The sequence below is a fragment of the Klebsiella sp. X1-16S-Nf21 genome, assembly GCF_002837615.1.
Taxonomy (GTDB): Bacteria; Pseudomonadota; Gammaproteobacteria; order Enterobacterales; family Enterobacteriaceae; genus Klebsiella; species Klebsiella variicola.
In genome coordinates this window covers 28379-45922 of sequence record NZ_PJDK01000031.1, presented here as the reverse complement: position 1 = coordinate 45922, position 17544 = coordinate 28379, and the positions used below count along the sequence as shown (strand labels likewise).

The 17544-nt window shown below is 57.9% G+C and carries 16 protein-coding genes and 1 tRNA gene; 9 read left to right on the top strand and 8 right to left on the bottom strand.

Features of this window, described 5'->3' with window-relative positions; all coding sequences use genetic code 11:
- Positions 1–32 precede the first annotated feature (32 nt).
- Together phnE (CW267_RS15605) and phnE (CW267_RS15600) are read left to right on the top strand one after the other, a co-directional pair.
- Positions 33–905 carry a phosphonate ABC transporter, permease protein PhnE gene (phnE, locus tag CW267_RS15605; RefSeq protein WP_012968864.1) on the top strand — a complete coding sequence of 291 codons (873 nt, stop codon included), beginning with the start codon at positions 33–35 and terminating at the stop codon, positions 903–905.
- Positions 902–1786, top strand: a complete 885-nt coding sequence (gene phnE, locus CW267_RS15600; protein WP_012968865.1) for a phosphonate ABC transporter, permease protein PhnE — start codon at positions 902–904, stop codon at positions 1784–1786. Before phnE (CW267_RS15605) ends, phnE (CW267_RS15600) begins: the two co-directional genes overlap by 4 nt.
- Before the next feature lie 520 nt (positions 1787–2306).
- Here the strand turns inward: phnE (CW267_RS15600) and CW267_RS15585 are convergent.
- Entirely contained in the window at positions 2307–2972 is a 666-nt protein-coding gene (locus tag CW267_RS15585) for an HAD family hydrolase (protein WP_064166483.1), read from the bottom strand.
- Between the two features lie 95 nt (positions 2973–3067).
- Positions 3068–3937: a DMT family transporter gene (locus CW267_RS15580; RefSeq protein WP_044613410.1), complete on the bottom strand. Its 870-nt coding sequence runs from the start codon at positions 3935–3937 to the stop codon at positions 3068–3070.
- 411 nt (positions 3938–4348) lie between these two features.
- Between CW267_RS15580 and CW267_RS15570 the strand changes: the two genes are divergently transcribed.
- A complete protein-coding gene (locus CW267_RS15570) occupies positions 4349–4915 on the top strand; it encodes an NlpC/P60 family protein (RefSeq protein WP_004222859.1) in 567 nt (188 codons plus the stop codon).
- Positions 4916–4960: 45 nt separating this feature from the next.
- Here CW267_RS15570 and phoE read toward each other — a convergent pair whose 3' ends face one another.
- Positions 4961–6013, bottom strand: coding sequence for a phosphoporin PhoE (gene phoE, locus CW267_RS15565; protein WP_008805307.1), 1053 nt, complete (start codon positions 6011–6013; stop codon positions 4961–4963).
- Positions 6014–6302: 289 nt separating this feature from the next.
- On the opposite strand from phoE, the gene proB reads away from it, so the two are divergent.
- The 3 genes from proB (at position 6303) to CW267_RS15550 (ending at position 8859) form a co-directional block, all read left to right on the top strand.
- Positions 6303–7406 (top strand): glutamate 5-kinase, encoded by a 1104-nt coding sequence (gene proB, locus CW267_RS15560; RefSeq protein WP_008805306.1) that lies wholly within the window; start codon positions 6303–6305, stop codon positions 7404–7406.
- A gap of 10 nt (positions 7407–7416) precedes the next feature.
- On the top strand, positions 7417–8670 hold the full coding sequence (gene proA / locus CW267_RS15555) for a glutamate-5-semialdehyde dehydrogenase (protein WP_004147253.1): 1254 nt from the start codon (positions 7417–7419) through the stop codon (positions 8668–8670).
- Positions 8671–8783: 113 nt separating this feature from the next.
- Positions 8784–8859: transfer RNA gene (locus tag CW267_RS15550), tRNA-Thr, on the top strand.
- 719 nt (positions 8860–9578) lie between these two features.
- On the opposite strand, the gene CW267_RS15545 is transcribed toward CW267_RS15550, so the two are convergent.
- The 5 genes from CW267_RS15545 to CW267_RS15525 are packed head-to-tail and all read right to left on the bottom strand — an operon-like array spanning position 9579 to position 13933.
- Positions 9579–10322, bottom strand: a complete 744-nt coding sequence (locus tag CW267_RS15545; RefSeq protein WP_008805296.1) for an ABC transporter permease — start codon at positions 10320–10322, stop codon at positions 9579–9581.
- Positions 10319–11509 (bottom strand): ABC transporter substrate-binding protein, encoded by a 1191-nt coding sequence (locus CW267_RS15540; protein WP_048267475.1) that lies wholly within the window; start codon positions 11507–11509, stop codon positions 10319–10321. Before CW267_RS15540 ends, CW267_RS15545 begins: the two co-directional genes overlap by 4 nt.
- Positions 11493–12293, bottom strand: a complete 801-nt coding sequence (locus CW267_RS15535; RefSeq protein ID WP_008805294.1) for an ABC transporter ATP-binding protein — start codon at positions 12291–12293, stop codon at positions 11493–11495. Before CW267_RS15535 ends, CW267_RS15540 begins: the two co-directional genes overlap by 17 nt.
- The gene (locus CW267_RS15530; RefSeq protein WP_008805293.1) at positions 12290–13348 is read right to left on the bottom strand and encodes an acyl-CoA dehydrogenase family protein; all 1059 of its coding nucleotides are present in this window, start codon (positions 13346–13348) and stop codon (positions 12290–12292) included. Before CW267_RS15530 ends, CW267_RS15535 begins: the two co-directional genes overlap by 4 nt.
- Before the next feature lie 33 nt (positions 13349–13381).
- Complete coding sequence (locus CW267_RS15525; RefSeq protein WP_012542773.1) at positions 13382–13933, bottom strand: carboxymuconolactone decarboxylase family protein; 552 nt, start codon at positions 13931–13933, stop codon at positions 13382–13384.
- Between the two features lie 109 nt (positions 13934–14042).
- Between CW267_RS15525 and CW267_RS15520 the strand changes: the two genes are divergently transcribed.
- The 3 genes from CW267_RS15520 (at position 14043) to cysI (ending at position 17544) form a co-directional block, all read left to right on the top strand.
- On the top strand, positions 14043–14996 hold the full coding sequence (locus CW267_RS15520) for an AraC family transcriptional regulator (RefSeq protein ID WP_008805291.1): 954 nt from the start codon (positions 14043–14045) through the stop codon (positions 14994–14996).
- Between the two features lie 217 nt (positions 14997–15213).
- The gene (locus tag CW267_RS31705) at positions 15214–15561 is read left to right on the top strand and encodes an AraC family transcriptional regulator (protein ID WP_008805290.1); all 348 of its coding nucleotides are present in this window, start codon (positions 15214–15216) and stop codon (positions 15559–15561) included.
- A gap of 288 nt (positions 15562–15849) precedes the next feature.
- Complete coding sequence (cysI, locus tag CW267_RS15510) at positions 15850–17544, top strand: assimilatory sulfite reductase (NADPH) hemoprotein subunit (RefSeq protein WP_008805289.1); 1695 nt, start codon at positions 15850–15852, stop codon at positions 17542–17544.

Here is a 17544-nt window from a genome sequence, read left to right as displayed (position 1 = left end):
AGCGGCGGCGCTACGTTGAAGATCCCCGACGCATGAAGACGACCCACACCGAATTTGAACGCTATTATCAGCAGGTACGCTCGCGGCAAAAGCGCGATACCGTCTGCTGGTCGTTACTCCTGCTGGCGCTCTATTTTGCCGCCGGCAGCGCCGCAGAATTTAATCTGCTGACCATCTGGCACTCGCTGCCCCACTTCTTTGACTATATGGCAGAGACCATTCCGCCTCTGAGTGCCGGTAACCTGTTCGCCGATGTGCAGACCAAAGGCTCGCTGGCCTGGTGGGGCTATCGCCTGCCGATCCAGCTGCCGCTCATCTGGGAAACCCTGCAGCTGGCGCTGGCCTCGACGCTGGTGGCGGTCGCCATTGCCACCATCTTCGCGTTCCTCGCCGCCAACAACGCCTGGACCCCGGCGCCGGTACGCTTTGCCATTCGGGTACTGGTGGCGTTTTTGCGCACCATGCCCGAGCTGGCGTGGGCGGTGATCTTTGTCATGGCGTTCGGTATCGGCGCGATCCCGGGCTTTCTGGCGCTGATGCTGCACACCGTCGGCAGCCTGACCAAACTGTTCTACGAGGCGGTGGAGAGCGCGCAAAACAAACCGGTACGCGGCCTGGCGGCCTGCGGCGCGTCGCCGCTGCAGAAAATCCGCTTCGCCCTGTGGCCGCAAGTGAAACCGCTGTTTCTCTCCTACGGCTTTATGCGGCTTGAAATCAACTTCCGTTCGTCGACGATTCTCGGGCTGGTGGGTGCGGGCGGTATCGGCCAGGAGCTGATGACCAATATCAAGCTCGACCGCTACGATCAGGTGAGCATCACCCTGCTGCTGATCATTCTGGTGGTGTCGGCGCTGGACATGCTGTCCGGTCGTCTGCGCCTGTGGGTACTGGAGGGTAAGAAATGAGCGTCTGGCACATGCAACCGGATATCGCCGCCAGCCGGCGGCAGCATAAACAGCTCTATCAGGTCCAGGGGCGCTACCTGCGCTACGTCGGGCTGGTGGCGCTGGCCTGCGTGCTCTATTACGTCTGGTTTTTTCTGCAGTTTGGCATCAGCGGCGAGCAGCTGACCACCGGTCTGCAGCAGATTGGCCGCTACCTGGCGCGGATGTTCGTCTGGCACGACTTCTGGAACTGGCCGTTCGGCTATTACTTCACGCAAATCGGCATCACCCTGGCTATCGTCTTCGCCGGGACGCTGACCGCCACGGTGCTGGCGCTGCTGCTCTCCTTCTTTGCCGCCCGCAACATCATGCGCGGCGTGGTGCTGGGGACCCTTGCCCTGCTGATGCGCCGCCTGTTTGATGTGCTGCGCGGGATCGACATGGCTATCTGGGGGTTGATTTTCGTGCGCGCGGTCGGCCTCGGGCCGCTGGCTGGGGTGCTGGCGATCATCATGCAGGACACCGGTCTGCTGGGACGGCTGTACGCGGAAGGACACGAAGCCGTGGACCGCTCGCCCGGGCGCGGGCTGACCGCCGTGGGCGCGAACGGCCTGCAAAAGCATCGCTTTGGCATTTTTACCCAGTCGTTCCCAACCTTCCTCGCCCTGAGCCTGTATCAGATTGAATCCAACACCCGCTCCGCGGCGGTGCTGGGCTTCGTCGGCGCCGGGGGTATCGGGCTTATCTATGCCGAGAACATGCGCCTGTGGAACTGGGATGTGGTGATGTTTATCACCCTGCTGCTGGTGGCGGTGGTGATGATCATGGACACCCTTTCCGCCTGGCTGCGCCGTCGCTATATCGGCGGCGCCGCGGTGCCGCTGTATCAGGGCGGACGCTAGCACACCTTTGCGCCGGATGGCGGCTTCGCCTTATCCGGCCTACTCGTCCAGGACTGGCTGTTGACTCACCGCCGGGCCTGGGGCAACTGAAACTGCCGGTACTGGCGGCCTCAACATCGCTGAGACGTTCCCGGAAGGCCGGGGCAGCCCGCATGGATGCGGGCTGAGGGCCGTGTTTTGCAGGGATGCTGCCTCGGCCCGACCCGAAGCCTGCAGGGATAAGTCGAAGGCACCACGCAGTGGCGATGTTGCTGGCCGGAGCCCGGGGGTACAGGGGGCGGCGGCGACTGGCCGCCCCCTGTGCGCTCCCTGCGCCATGAGTGACATAGCGCAGAAAAAATATTGGGAGCGCAATGTGCCCGGAAATAACACAGGAGTGGTAGCCCTGCTAAGCGTAGCGCGAGCAGGGACATTTCCGGTTGCGCCGATATTTCGCCGGGTGGCGGCTGGCGCCTTACCCGGCCTACAGGGCTTATCCGGCCTGGAACGGCTGAACCCGAAGAAATATTTATCCGCTCCGCTATTCCAGCCGCCAGCTCAGCACCGGCCAGCCATATCCGGCACCCGCCGCCTGCAGCTGCGGACAGGGATTGACCAGCCGCACGCGATCCGCATGCAGGCACAGCGGCAGATCGTTAATGGAATCGGTATAGAAAGTCACCTCGCCGTCATACTGCGGATGCGTCTCGCGCCACTGCGCCAGACGCGCCACCTTCCCCTGCTGATAGCTGGGGATCCCGGCAATGACCCCGCTGTAGCCGCCGTCGACCATCTCCACGTCAATGCCCAGCGCCTGATCAATCTCCAGCGCGGCGGCCACCGCCTGCACCAGCAGGCTAACCGAGGCGGAGATAATCAGCATCTGCTCCCCCTCGGCCCGCAGACGACGAATGAGCTCCCACGCCTGCGGATAGACCCGGGGCAGGATCGCCTCGCGCACGCAGCGGGCCACCAGCGCATCAACGTCCGACTTCGGTATTCCGGCCAGCGGCGCCTGGATCAGGGCCACATAATCGGCGATATTCATCTCTCCCCGGTCATAATCCGCCATTAGCCGCGCCTCGCGGGCAAGATACCCCTTCTGCGTCGCCAGCCCTTCGCGAACCATAAACTGGCTCCAGACCGTACTGCTATCGCCCTGTATCAGGGTGTTATCGAGATCAAAAATCGTCAGCGTGTTGCCCATGGTACTTTCCCTTACTGGTCAAAATAAGCTGCCGGGAGCATGCGTAAAAAAGATGACAGGAAAATGAACCGGACGCCAAAGCGCCCGGCTCGCCATCAGCCGGCGCGGACCTTCGCGGTGCGGAACACCAGCACGATCCCACCGATGATCGCCACCATACCGACCATCGCCGCCGCCGGCAGCCGGTTGCCCAGCAGCAGATAATCCAGCAGCGCCGTGATCGCTGGCACCAGATAAAAGAGGCTGGTGACATTGACAATATTTCCCGCGCTCAGCAGACGATACAGCAGCAGCTGGGCGACCACCGAAATCAGCAGCCCGAGAAACAGCACCGGAATAATCAACCCGGCGTTAACGGTAAACCGGAAGCCGCTGACCGGGGCAATCAGCAGGCACAGCCCCAGACTGACGGCGTACTGCAGCGGCAGGACATCCGCCGGCGCCTGACGGCTGCGCTTTTGCCACAGCGCGCCAAAGGTCATCAGCAGCAGAGCCGCCAGCGCAAACAGGATCCCCACCATCGCCATCGGCGAGGCCGCCAGGCTGCGCCACACCAGCAGCACCAGCCCCGCCAGGGCAATCAGCAGTCCTGACAGCCGCCGCCCCTGCAGGCGACGCTCCACCACGCAAAGCGTAAGGATGGGCTGGATCCCCATGATGGTGGCGATAAGTCCCGGCGTCACACCGTTAGCCATCGCCTCGAAGTAACAGACCGAATAGCCGCCAATCAGCATCAGGCCGGTGGCCGCTGTCTGCAGGCGGGTGCCCGGCGCGGGTAGCCAGCGCCGACGGACGATGGCCAGCGGCGCCAGCGCGACCAGGGCAATCAGAAAACGAAAGACCAGCAGCGCCATCGGCGAAGCGTTGTCCAGTCCCCAGCGGGTGAAGATGGCCGCGCTGCCCCACAGCAGCACAAAAATGGCCGTTGTCGCCTGCGAGGCGAGCAGAGAATAGCGAACGTGCATAGCATGCTCCAGAACGTCAAACACAAGGTATCAAGCGTCATACCGGCAGGTAAGCGCCTGCTAAAGACGGCGTTAAGCGTCGAAAACAACCCGGTCTGGAGGGGGAGGCGGTGGGCAGAGCGTGGTGAAGCAATGATGAAGCGCAGACGTCATCCACCCCGCGTCGAAAGCGGCGCCGGGCAAAGTCTCACCAGAGATGGCGTAATGCGTCATGGAATGCCTCGTGAAATGTTTAATCAGAATCCTGGCACAGGCCGTTCGGAAGTGACAACTGCCTTTTATGGGTGATCTCTCGCCTGATTGTTTATTTTTAATCGTAAATAAACGTAAAGGCGGCCTCGGCTTATTCAGCCGTTCTTTTTAATCGGCTATAAAACAAAGCAGTCTGCTTGCTACTTCGAAAATAACGATATGAAGCCAAAACTGACGCATGCTCTCTTTTTAATTCCTTTTTTGTTGTTGGCAGGATGCTCCTCCTCACCGAAACAGGCAAAGAACACAAAATCTCATGCTGATATGACCATTGACGGCGGATCGGACGATCTGATCCCGGTGGTGGCGGCCCTGCATGATCAGATGCACACCTGGCAGGGAACCCCCTATGAATGGGGCGGTACTGAACAAAGCGGCGTCGACTGCTCGGGTTTCGTCTGGCGCACGTTGAAGGATCGCTTTAACCTGCCGATGGAGCGGATCACCACCCGCGAGCTGCTGCACATGGGCGTGCGGGTCAATAAACGCGATTTACGTCCCGGCGATCTGGTTTTCTTCCGCACCCGGGCCGGGATGCACGTTGGCTTTTACGATACCGATCATAATTTCCTTCACGCCTCGAGCAGCCAGGGCGTGATGCGCTCTTCGCTGGACAACCCTTACTGGGAATCGGCGTTCTATCAGGCGCGTCGTCTGCCGAAGGAGTATAACGCGCAGATCACCATGAACAGCGACACCCTGCATCTGGCGAAGAATCGCCGCTAAAAAAAAAGCCGCAGCCAGGGCTGCGGCGGGTGGTTCTGCGGTCAATCAGAACTGGTAGGTCATACCCAGCGCGACGATGTCGTCATCGTTGATGCCGAGTTTGTTATCGCTTTTCAGCTGGTTGATTTTGTAATCCACGAAGGCGTTCATGTTTTTGTTGAAGTAGTAGGTCAGGCCCACGTCAATGTAGTTAACCAGATCTTCGCTACCCACCCCTTCGATATCCTTCCCTTTCGACAGCACATAGCCGAGGGACGGACGCAGACCGAAGTCGAACTGATACTGCGCCACCGCTTCAAAGTTCTGCGCTTTGTTGGCAAAACCGCCGCTGATCGGGGTCATCTTGCGGGTTTCAGAGTACATGGTCGCCAGGTAGATATTGTTGGCGTCATATTTCAGGCCGGTCGCCCAGGCTTCCGCTTTCGAACCCTGGCCGCGGGCCAGCAGGTTCTGATCGTTGGTACGGTCGGAGCTGGTGTAGGCCGCGCTGACGGCGAAGTCGCTGCCGCCGAAATCATAGCTTAATGAGGTGCCAACGCCGTCGCCGTTCTGTTTCTTCGCTTCACGGCCTTCGTTTTTACCCTGGTACTGCAGGGTCATATCCAGACCATCCACCAGACCGAAGAAATCGGTATTGCGGTAGGTCGCCAGGCCGCTGGCGCGTTTGGTCATAAAGTTATCGGTCTGGGCAGAGGAATCGCCGCCGAATTCCGGGAACATATCGGTCCAGGCTTCCACGTCGTACAGGGCGCCAAGGTTACGACCGTAATCGAAGGAGCCGTAGTTCTTCAGCTTCACCCCGGCGAATGCCAGACGGGTTTTCTGGCTCGAGTCGCTCTCGGTTTTGTTGCCCGAGAATTCAGATTCCCAACGGCCATAGCCGGTCAGGTCGTCGTTAATCTGCGTTTCGCCTTTAATACCGAAACGCACGTAAGTCTGATCGCCATCTTTGCTGTCATAATCGCTGAAGTAGTGCATGGCTTTGATCTTGCCGTACACATCCAGTTTGTTCGCGTTCTTGTTATAAACTTCCGCTGCCTGCGTCGCTGTTGAAGCCACAAAGCCCATCATCATTAATGCCAGAGTACTCTTTTTCATTATTCAGTCCTGGTGATTTATTTATACGCGCTATTCAATTGCGGGCGCTCGCCCATCAAAAACAGGAGGTTTTTTAACGCCGGGAGATTAAATATTTATGACAAGGTGGAACTTTTTATAAAAAAGAGTATTTAAATGTATCTGACATATTTTTGTCACATCCCCTCTCCAGAATGCCCGATCCCGCGCAATAAAATGGCGCGCCCGCCGCCCCGGGTGTTGGCAAGCGGGCCGACTCCTGCTACAACATCAGCTCGATATCGATATTCCTTTTGAACGGCAGAGAATCATGAGTGAAAGCCAGACGCTGGTGGTAAAACTGGGCACCAGTGTTTTAACAGGCGGGTCCCGCCGCCTGAACCGCGCCCATATCGTTGAGCTCGTGCGCCAGTGCGCACAGCTGCACGCCATGGGACACCGTATTGTCATCGTGACCTCCGGGGCCATTGCCGCCGGGCGCGAGCACCTTGGTTACCCGGAACTGCCCGCCACCATCGCCTCCAAGCAGCTGCTGGCGGCGGTGGGACAAAGCCGTCTGATCCAGCTGTGGGAACAGCTGTTTTCTATCTATGGCATTCACGTTGGCCAGATGCTGCTGACCCGCGCCGACATGGAAGACAGAGAACGGTTCCTCAACGCCCGCGACACTCTGCGCGCGCTGCTGGATAACAGCATCGTCCCGGTCATTAACGAAAACGACGCCGTCGCCACCGCGGAAATCAAAGTGGGCGATAACGACAATCTCTCCGCGCTGGCCGCGATCCTCGCCGGAGCGGATAAGCTGCTGCTGTTAACCGACCAGCCAGGCCTGTTCACCGCCGACCCGCGTAGCAACCCGCAGGCGGAGCTGATTAAAGACGTCTACGGCATCGACGACGCGCTGCGCGCCATCGCCGGCGACAGCGTCTCCGGACTCGGCACCGGCGGCATGGGCACCAAGCTGCAGGCCGCGGACGTCGCCTGCCGCGCGGGGATTGATACCATTATCGCCGCTGGCAACCGCCCGGACGTCATCGGCCATGCGATGGAAGGCCTGCCAGTAGGCACCTGCTTCCACGCTCAGGAGTCTCCGCTAGAGAACCGTAAGCGCTGGATCTTCGGCGCCCCGCCGGCCGGTGAACTGACCGTCGATGCGGGCGCGACTCAGGCGATCCTCGAAAGAGGCAGCTCGCTGTTGCCAAAAGGCATCAAAATCGTCAGCGGCAACTTCTCCCGCGGCGAAGTGATCCGCATCCGCAATAGCGAAGGACGCGATATCGCTCACGGCGTCAGCCGCTACAACAGCGACGCGCTGCGCCTTATCGCCGGCCAGCACTCGCAGCAAATCGATGCCATTCTGGGCTACGAATACGGCCCGGTGGCCGTCCACCGCGATGATATGATCATCCGTTAAGGAGCTGAAAATGCTGGAACAAATGGGCATTGCCGCCAAAGCGGCCTCCTGGCAGCTGGCGTTACTCTCCAGCCGGGAAAAGAACCAGGTACTGGAAAAGATCGCCGATTATCTGGAAGCGCAGACCGACGATATTCTGCGCGCCAACGCGGAAGATTTAGCCGAAGCTCGCGCCAATGGCCTGAGTGAAGCGATGCTTGATCGCCTCGCGCTGACCCCGGCGCGCCTGAGCGGCATCGCCAGCGATGTGCGCCAGGTGTGCAATCTGGCCGATCCGGTCGGCCAGGTGATCGACGGCGGGCTACTGGACAGCGGTCTGCGTATTGAACGTCGCCGCGTCCCGCTGGGGGTGATTGGCGTGATTTATGAAGCGCGACCCAACGTGACGGTCGACGTCGCCTCCCTGTGTCTGAAAACCGGCAACGCAGCGATCCTGCGCGGCGGGAAAGAGACCTGGCGCACCAACGCCGCCACGGTGAAGGTGATCCAGCAGGCGCTGCAGGAGTGCGGTCTGCCGGCCGCCGCGGTACAGGCCATTGAGAGCCCGGATCGCGCGCTGGTGGGCGAAATGCTGAAGATGGATAAATACATCGATATGCTGATCCCCCGCGGCGGCGCTGGCCTGCACAAGCTGTGCCGCGAGCAGTCAACGATCCCGGTGATCACCGGCGGGATTGGCGTGTGCCATATTTTCGTTGATGAAACCGCCGAGATCGCCCCTGCGCTGAAGATCATCGTCAATGCCAAGACCCAGCGGCCGAGCACCTGCAATACCGTGGAAACGCTGCTGGTGCACCGCAACATCGCCGACACCTTCCTGCCGGCGTTGAGCAAGCAGATGGCCGAGAGCGGCGTCACCCTGCACGCCGCCCCTTCCGCCCTGCCCGCGCTGCAGAACGGCCCGGCGAAGGTCGAGCCGGTGAAAGCGGAGCAGTATGACGATGAGTATCTGTCGCTGGATCTGAACGTCAAAGTGGTGGCTGATATGGATGAGGCTATCGCCCATATTCGGGAACATGGCACCCAGCACTCCGACGCCATCCTGACCCGCACCCTGCGTAACGCCAACCGCTTTATCAATGAAGTGGACTCTTCCGCCGTCTACGTGAACGCCTCCACGCGCTTCACCGACGGCGGCCAGTTCGGCCTTGGCGCGGAGGTGGCGGTCAGCACCCAGAAGCTGCACGCCCGCGGCCCGATGGGGCTGGAAGCGTTAACCACTTATAAGTGGATTGGTTTCGGCGACGATACCATTCGTGCGTAAATGAGAACGGGCGATGCAAAAATAGGCAGTTGATTCCACTGGCTATTGACGCATCGCCCGCTAAGTTCTAACCTTTTGCCTCGTGATTCACGCTCGTGAACACCTCTTGCAGGGCCGATATAGCTCAGTTGGTAGAGCAGCGCATTCGTAATGCGAAGGTCGTAGGTTCGACTCCTATTATCGGCACCATTTCAATCAAAAAGTTACATAAGCCACTGTCTTTAAAAACCTGTTTGGGGTTACGCCTGGGTTACTTTTTCCCCCGCAACCAACGCACTTAAGCTCACTGTTCTTATCGCTGAACCAGGGCATCAAAACTGCCATACACTGTTCTGGATAGAGACCCCCACGATGCGATGTTTAAAAAGACTGTAGCTTCGATATGAAGTGTCTTATGGCATGCATACGCTTTTATATATCCAGCCTGAAAAAATATTTTTTATAAAAATATCAATAAATTAATAGCATTTCATTTCTTAAAAAAACGTTAAACATGTTTAGAATTGTTAAGGTTAAAATCGAGTTTTTATCACAGGAACGCTCTCTCTTGTATCTAACAGAAGAGTTAGGGTTTCGAAGAGGTTTATTGCCTGATCAGGTTTCAGAGGGACCGCCAGAAAGCCGGTCCTGTAAGAGAGTCATTTCAGCTCCAGCGCTGTTATAACATGGTAATAGCCTTCCTGTGTTTAGAGCGCCGTTGCTTACACAAAGCGGATAGTTCGGGGTCAGTCCAGCAGGCTTGCCGGGCTATATCTGTGGGAAGGTACAGCCTCGAGTTCAGATGCGTACGCCGCAAGGTGGCTGGGCTGACCCAATCCATGCAAGCACCGTCCCTGATTTCCATGCCGATGGGCTGGTACGCTACGGCATGCCGAGAACATTCGCCCTCGGCAGAGGGTTAAGGGCGATCAGGCGCTAACCGTATGGATAAAATACCTGGCCAGCCAGTCCATCAAAAAGCCGATCGCGCCAATAGTCACAATCACCGCCATCAGGGCGGAATAATCCAGCCGGTCGCGAGCATCAAGAATGGCATAGCCCAGCCCTGAGCTGACCCCCAACATTTCACAAGGCACCAGCACAATCCACAGGATGCCGATGGCCAGCCGGACGCCGGTGAGAATATGGGCACGAACACCGGGCAGAATAATATGCCAAAGCGTTTCCCGGCGCGTCGCGCTCAACGAACGGGCCAGCAGCAGCCAGCCGGGCGGTAGTTGCCTGACGCCGCTGGCGGTATTGAGCAGCACCGGCCACACGGCGGCAAAGCTAAGCAAGAACCAGATCGGCCGATCGCCGATCCCCAGCAGCATCACGGCGACGGGCATCCACGAGAGCGGCGAGATCATACGCAAAAACTGCAGAGCCGGCATCGCCAGGCGTTCGCTTGCCGCCGAGCAGCCCATCAGCAAGCCGCACGGGATACCGACGATCAGCGCCAGCCCCAAGCCAACCGCCACCCTCGACAAGCTGATGGCAATATTGCGCACCAGCTCCCCCTGGGCAAGCATCTCCTGAAGGCTACGCAAGGCGTTTTCCGGCGCGAATAGCCCGGCCATTCCGCCGGCAAAGTGAGTGATTGCCCCCCAGATCAGCAGCAGCAGCGCCAGACCGGGCAGCGCCCAGCCAATACGGATTAAAATCGGTTTCATGGCGCGATCGTTTCCTCACGGTCAAACGCGCCGTCGGGAAGACCAAACGCGGTCATACCGCCGGCGCGGACGATACTTTGACGCACGAAATCCGACGCTACCAGATCGGCGGCGACCTGCTGCCCGTTGAGTCGGGCGAGAAAATCGCTATTGCCCTCCATCACCGTCTGCTTTAGCTGGTCGGTGAGCGATGCGAAATAGCTGGCGTACGGCCATGGCTGGAAATCAATCCGCTGCTGGTGCCACGCATCGTGGCGGATAGCGCCGTCCTTTTGCCAGCTAGCCTGCATCGCTGGCGTCGGCAGCAGCACCTGGCGAAGCACGTCGGCGTCGTGTGGGGTATAGCGATGTTCGTCGCTGTGCGACAGCAACTGGGCCGTTTCCGCCCGGTGCTGGCGGATCCACTGCTGGGCGTTAACCAGCGCGTCGGTCACGCTCTGGCTCCATGCCGGGCGCATGCTGAGATCGCTTTCGTGCATCATGACCACGCAGCAGGCGTGGTTTTGCCAGACATCGCCGGTAAAGCGCAGGATCCGCCCGACATGGCGTGTTTCGGCTAGCGCGTTAAAGGGCTCAGCGACGATAAAACCCTGAATCTGCCCGGCCGCCAGCGCGGGCACCATATCCGCGGGTGAAAGTACCAGCAGGCGAACCTGTTTTTTCCCCGGCGCGCTGGTGACTGTCTGCAGCCCGGCGCTGCGCAATATTTGCTGCAGCACCACGTTGTGTATTGAGTACCAGAAAGGTACGGCGACGGTTTTCCCCTCCAGCTCTTCGACGCGGCTAATTTGCGGCGCTACGGTCAGCGCCGAACCGTTGGTATGGTTCCAGGCCACCACTTTGGCCGGCAGCTTCGCCTGGTAGCGCGCCCAAATCGTTACCGGCGAAAGCATATGAATCACGTTCACCCGGCCGCCGATAAATGCCTCTGTCAGTTGCGACCAGCTGCGGAACATCACCGGACGCTCGGCTTTCACCCCGGCCTTGTCGAACAGGCCCAGCCCGTGCGCCACCAGCAGCGGCGCCGCGTCGACGATCGGCAGATAGCCGACTCTGACCGGCGCGTCCGGTTCAGCGGCGGCGCGCGCCTGCTGTTGCATTACCAGCGGTAGTGCGGCTCCAGCACTCAGCAGCGCGCTCAATTTCAGAAAGTCGCGGCGCGACATCGCATCACACATCAGGCACATAGCGTTTCTCCGCATCGGTATCCGCGCGCACATCACGCAGTTTCTTCAATATGTCCAGCCGCAGGGCAGCGAGCGCCTCCAGCGCATTATCACGCGGATGCGGGATCTGTGGGCGCCATTCGCCCATCAGGCGGCCCGGAGCGCCGCCCAGCAAAATAACCCGGTCCGCCACCAGCAGCGCCTCATCAATATCATGGGTAATCAGCAGCGCCGACATCCGGTGTTGATTCAGCACGGCGATCAGCAGCCGCTGCATATCATGGCGGGTGACTTCATCCAGCGCGCTAAACGGCTCATCAAGCAGCATCACTTTCGGCCGCCGCGCCAGACATCGGGCTAGCGCCACGCGCTGTGCCATCCCGCCGGAAAGCTGGGTCGGTAGCTTGCTGAGATGGGTAATCAGACCGACCGACGCAATCGCCTGCCGCACGCGTTCCTGACGTTCGTGCGCCTCAAGCCGCGGCTGATGGCGGAAATCGAGGCCAAAAGCGACATTCTGTTCCAGAGTGCGCCAGGGCAGCAGCGTGGGGTCCTGGAAAGCCACCGAAAGGTGGGGATGCGGGCCGTCCAGCGGCTGGCCGAGGTAGTTCACCTCTCCAGCCAGCGGCTTTTCCAGCCCGGCGAGGATCCGCAGCAGGCTCGACTTCCCGACGCCGCTGGCTCCCACTACGGCGACAATTTCATTTTCCGCCAGCGAAAAGTTGAAATCCTGCAGCAGGCGGGTCGTTGCCTGCCCGCGGTGATACCCCACCTCAAGGTGGCTGGCATGCAGTAACACGCTCATGCCGGCAGCCTTGCCAGCTGCTGTTTCAGCTGCACAACACTGGGGGTGACCAGCGGAAGGAAAGCACATTCGCGCCAGCGGCGCGCGGTCCGATCGCCCTGCGGCGATAGATAGGCCCGCCCTCCCGCGAGCATGAGTTCCAGCTGTATGCCGTTTATCGCCAGTTCGACCAGCCCGATACGTAGCCGGAACAGTTCACCGGGCTGCTGTACAAAGCGCTGGCTTTCCACACCGGCGTAAAGGTCGCTGCGGATCTGGCGATAGCGCTGTGCCAGCGTCTGCCATTCCCCGCGCAGCACATGGCCGTCGCTTAATCGGTCGCGGCACTCGTCAAGAATACATTCGGCCAGCCCTAGCGCCATGCCGCACTGCAAACCGAGAAAACGCGGGCGCACCGCGGGCAAAAACGTCCGGGCGGCAGAATGGATCACCCCGTCTTTTTCCAGCGCGACATCGTCAAAGTGCAATGCCGCCGTGGCGCTGCCCTGCATCGCCATCAGCGCAAGATCGGCAGAGCGCGACACGCCGGCAAGGCCGGATCCGATGCTGGCGATGAACGGTTCACCGCCGCCAACAGGCTGAACAACCGTCACCGCCTGGAAACCGCGGGTTTGTAAATTGGTAACCCAGTGAAGCTGCCCGGAGAGCCGCCAGCCCCCCTTCCCGTCAGCTACGCCGCCGATCTGCAGCTCTTCGAGCCCGGAGAGGAATTTCATCGCGTTGGATAAACCCGTCGCCCCCGCCAGCTGGCCGGCCAGCAGATCGGGCAATATGCGATCGCATAACGCGCTCTGTGGCGCCTGCGTCAGGATGTCGATATAGGTACGGTGTCCCCAAAACATAAACGCCGCCGTCAGCGAATGGCGGGCTACCGCGCTAATGGCATCAATCGCATCCAGCAGCGTACCGCCGCTGCCCCCGAGCGCCGGCGCGATCCCGATACGAAACAGGTTCGCTTGCGCCAGCTTTAGCAATAACGCGTGGCTAAGTTCACTGGAACGGTCGAGTTCCGCCGCCCGGTCGTCAAGCCACTCGCGTAATGAATGATGTAGCATGCGTACTCTCCTTCAGCAGAGAACGGGCCAGATTTAGTCGGACCAGGCCCACGGACTTAGCTCGGTATTGAGCGGCGTTTGCGCCAGGCTATTGGCGAAGTTGCACAGCGTGGCCAAGCTGACGCCGAGGATCACATCCAGCGCCTGGCGCTCGCCGTAACCCGCCGCGCGAAACCCCTGCCATGCCGCCTCGCTAACCGCGCCGCGCGTGGCGATGACTTCGCGTGCGAAGCTGGCAATGGCTTCAAGATGCGGGTCTGGCAGCGGCTGCCGCTTGCGTAGCGCCTGTAAATCGGCCGGAGGCATGATCTTTTTCTTTTCGACCGTTGCGCTGTGTCCCGCCACGCAAAAACCGCAACCATGGACAGTTGCAGCAATTAATTGCACCGTTTCTCGTTCCGCTGCGGATAGACTGTTATTATTATTTATAGCGCCAACTGTTATATATGTTTGCAGCGCCTGCGGCGAATTAGACAGCGCCAGTAATAAGTTGGGAATAAATCCTGAAGAACGCCGGGCATTTTCCAGATAAGTTTTTGATTCCTCTGGAGCAGTTGCCAGGGTCTGCAAGGTAACTCTTGTCATAATTAGCCTCCTGTTAAATTACAATCAGTATGTTTTTATTGAACATGGGGAGCAATACTGATAAAAAGTTGATTATTGTTCATTCGTCCTTTATTTATTCTTTTTTACTATGCTAAATAGCGAATGGTTATTAGATAATCTGAGCATTGAGAACTCCGTTTTCCATGTGGGCAAGTATTGCGGCTCGTGGAAAGGCGGCACTTCGGGCAGTGGAAAGGCCAGCTATCACCTGGTGATGGAGGGGCACTGCTGGCTGCATTGCGCCCAGCATTCCAGCGCGTTACGTCTTGAAAAAGGCGACATGGTTTTTATTTTACAGGATTGTCCATTCGTTCTTTCCTCCCATGAAAATGCGCAAAGCGCCTACCGCGCGCCGGTGCAGGAAATGCAGCCGCTGACTTACAAAGATGAGACCAGCACCGCATTAGCCTGCGGTTTTATTACCTTTAAAACCACCATTAGCCAGATGCTGTTGAGCTTTTTGCCGCAGGTTATCGTATTTAAAGCACAGGACGACCGGTCCGGCTCCATCGGCAAACTGGTGGCGGTGATTAATCGGGAAGCGACACAGACGGCGCTACGCAGTGAAAAGCTTATCGCTTCGCTGACGGAATTACTCTTTTTTATGGTGATCCGCCACTATTTATCCAGCCATACGGTGAAGACGCCGTTGGATAATATTCCGCTGACAACAGAATTCCTCAATCTGATGGCGGAGATTGTCTTGTTTCCGGCACGCCCCTGGACGGTGGAAGCCATGGCGCGCGCATCGGGCCTGTCGCGCTCGTGGTTTATTCAGCGCTTTAACCAGGTTTCGCCGCTGTCACCTGCAGAAATTGTGCGCCATATTCGCATTGCACTGGCCTGCCAGCACATCGCCGGCGGTGTAAGCCTGACGCAGAGCGCGGAACGAGTCGGCTATCTATCCCAGGCTGCGTTTAATCGCGCATTTCAACGCATCACAGGGGTCACCCCCGGCCGCTACAGTCAGCAGTGCCGGGACAACGCCGCCGCTCAGCAATTTCACGGCCGGAATTATCTGCAGATAAACGAAATCGTTTAACTCGCCCCTGCTGCAGCATGGTTGATTGCGATCGGCCATGCTTCAGGCCATACTCTGCTGTGCGAGCGGAAATGACGCCGACAAAACGCCTGCGCTAAAATCTCGATCATCACGGACTCGTAATACTGTTATCCATAAAAACCACAACATTGTATATTTCGTTTTGTTTTAAATTACCTACAATAAAAAAGATATAGTTAAAAAAGAAGTAGTATCTATGCAACACCATGTTCAACTCTCCGACAGCATAATATCCAACAGCCAGACATTGGTTAATTCCGCCATACAATATATTTATCAAAATATAAAGAATAACATTTCAGTTTATGATATCTCTGAATATCTGCAAGTTTCCCGGCAATATGTGCATCGCATTTTCAAAAAACAAACCGGAATGACCGTCAACACCTTTATCAGCCATAAAAAAATCGAATATGCGATGATGGATATCATCCTCGGTATTGAGGATGCCGACTCGGCCTACCTTAAATATAATTTCAAAAGTAAACATGCGTTTATCAATCAGATTCAGCATCTATATCCATACCACTCCTGCCTTACATAGCCTGCCGGCAGTCGCAGCACATAAAAAATAAATCGCTGCGCGCTGCCCCCCAATATCACTGCCTCCCTGATACCATCTATCGGCGATGCGCTCAACCATTAGCAAAATAATCGCTAACGAATAGCGGAAAAATAACTCAGAACGAATAATAATCAATTAGAATCAGTGGTTATAACAACTGTTATATCGATTAACAAACAAACTGTTCATGTTGGTGAAGGATCCGCTGTGATGTAATTCACTGGTATTTTCGGGTGAATTAACCCGCACTCTGTTGAGAACACTATAATGAGCAATGATGAATTTTCGGATAATGAACGATTGAAACAGCAGAGCCAGCTTCTGCGCGGCACGATTAAAGAAGATCTGCATAACGAATTAACCGGCGGATTTCTCGGCGATAACTTTCAGCTGATCCGCTTCCACGGTATGTACCAGCAGGACGATCGCGATATTCGCCAGGAAAGAGCGGCGCAAATGCTGGAACCGCTGCATACGGTGATGCTGCGGGTGCGTTTACCCGGCGGGATCATCAGCCCGCAGCAGTGGCTGGGGATTGACGAGTTTGCGTCGCAGCATACGCTTTACGGCAGCATCCGCATCACCAACCGCCAGGCACTGCAGCTACACGGCGTGCTAAAACGCAATATCAAGCCGGTTCATCGGCTATTGCATCAGCTGGGTCTCGATTCGCGGGCGACGGCGGGCGACGTCAACCGTAACGTGCTGTGTACTTCAAATCCGGTGGAGTCAAGGCTTCATCATCAGGCTTACGAGTGGGCTAAAAAGATATCGGAGCATCTGTTGCCGAAAACAAACGCCTATGCCGAAGTCTGGCTGGACGGTGAAAAGATCGCACAGCCGGAAGAAGAACCCATTCTGGGCAACAACTATCTGCCGCGCAAATTTAAAACCGCGGTGGTCATTCCGCCGCAAAACGACGTCGATTTACACGCCAACGATCTTAACTTTATCGCTATCGGCGACAATGGGCAGTTGACGGGCTTCAACGTGCTTGTAGGCGGCGGCCTCGCGATGACCCACGGCGATCAGAGTACCTATCCGCGCCTGGCGACGGAGCTGGGGTATATTCCTTTGAACGCTACGCTGGCGGTTGCCACCGCCGTTGTCGCCACCCAAAGAGACCTGGGAAACCGCGCAAATCGACGCAACGCTAAAACAAAATATACTATCGATCGACTCGGCATTGAGGTGTTTAAAGCGGAAGTCGAGCTGCGGGCAGGCTTGGCATTCCAACCGCTGCGCCCTTACGCTTTCAGCAGTCGCGGCGATCGTATCGGCTGGGTCGAAGGGATCGACGGTAAGCACCATCTCACCCTGTTTATCCCCAGCGGCAGGTTGATTGATAAGCCCGGCAAGCCGCTCAAATCGGGCCTGGCCGCCATCGCCGCCGTCCACACGGGCGATTTTCGCTTAACCCCCAATCAAAATATCATTATCGCCGGCGTCAGCGAGCGCAACCGAGCACAGATTGACGCACTGGCGCAGCGCTATTCCCTGATTGATGACACGGTATCGCCGCAGCGAAAAAGCGCGATGGCCTGCGTCTCCTATCCCACCTGTCCGCTGGCGATGGCCGAGGCCGAACGCGTGCTGCCGGACATCGTCGATCGCCTTGACGCTATCTTAATACGTAACGGGATTGCCGATCGGGACGTGATATTTCGCGTCACCGGCTGCCCTAACGGCTGTGGCCGGGCGATGCTGGCCGAAATCGGCCTCGTCGGCCGTGCCGTGGGCCGCTATGACATATACCTCGGCGGCAACCGCGAGGGAACGCGTATTCCTCGCCTCTATAAAGAGAACCAGCCGCTTGAGGAGATTATCCGCGACCTTGACGCGTTACTGAGCGCCTGGGCGCAGGCGGATAACCCGGATGAGGCGTTCGGCGACTTTGCGATACAGACGGGGATTATTCGCCCGGTACTGAACTCCAGCATCGACTTTTATCTGCAGGATTAA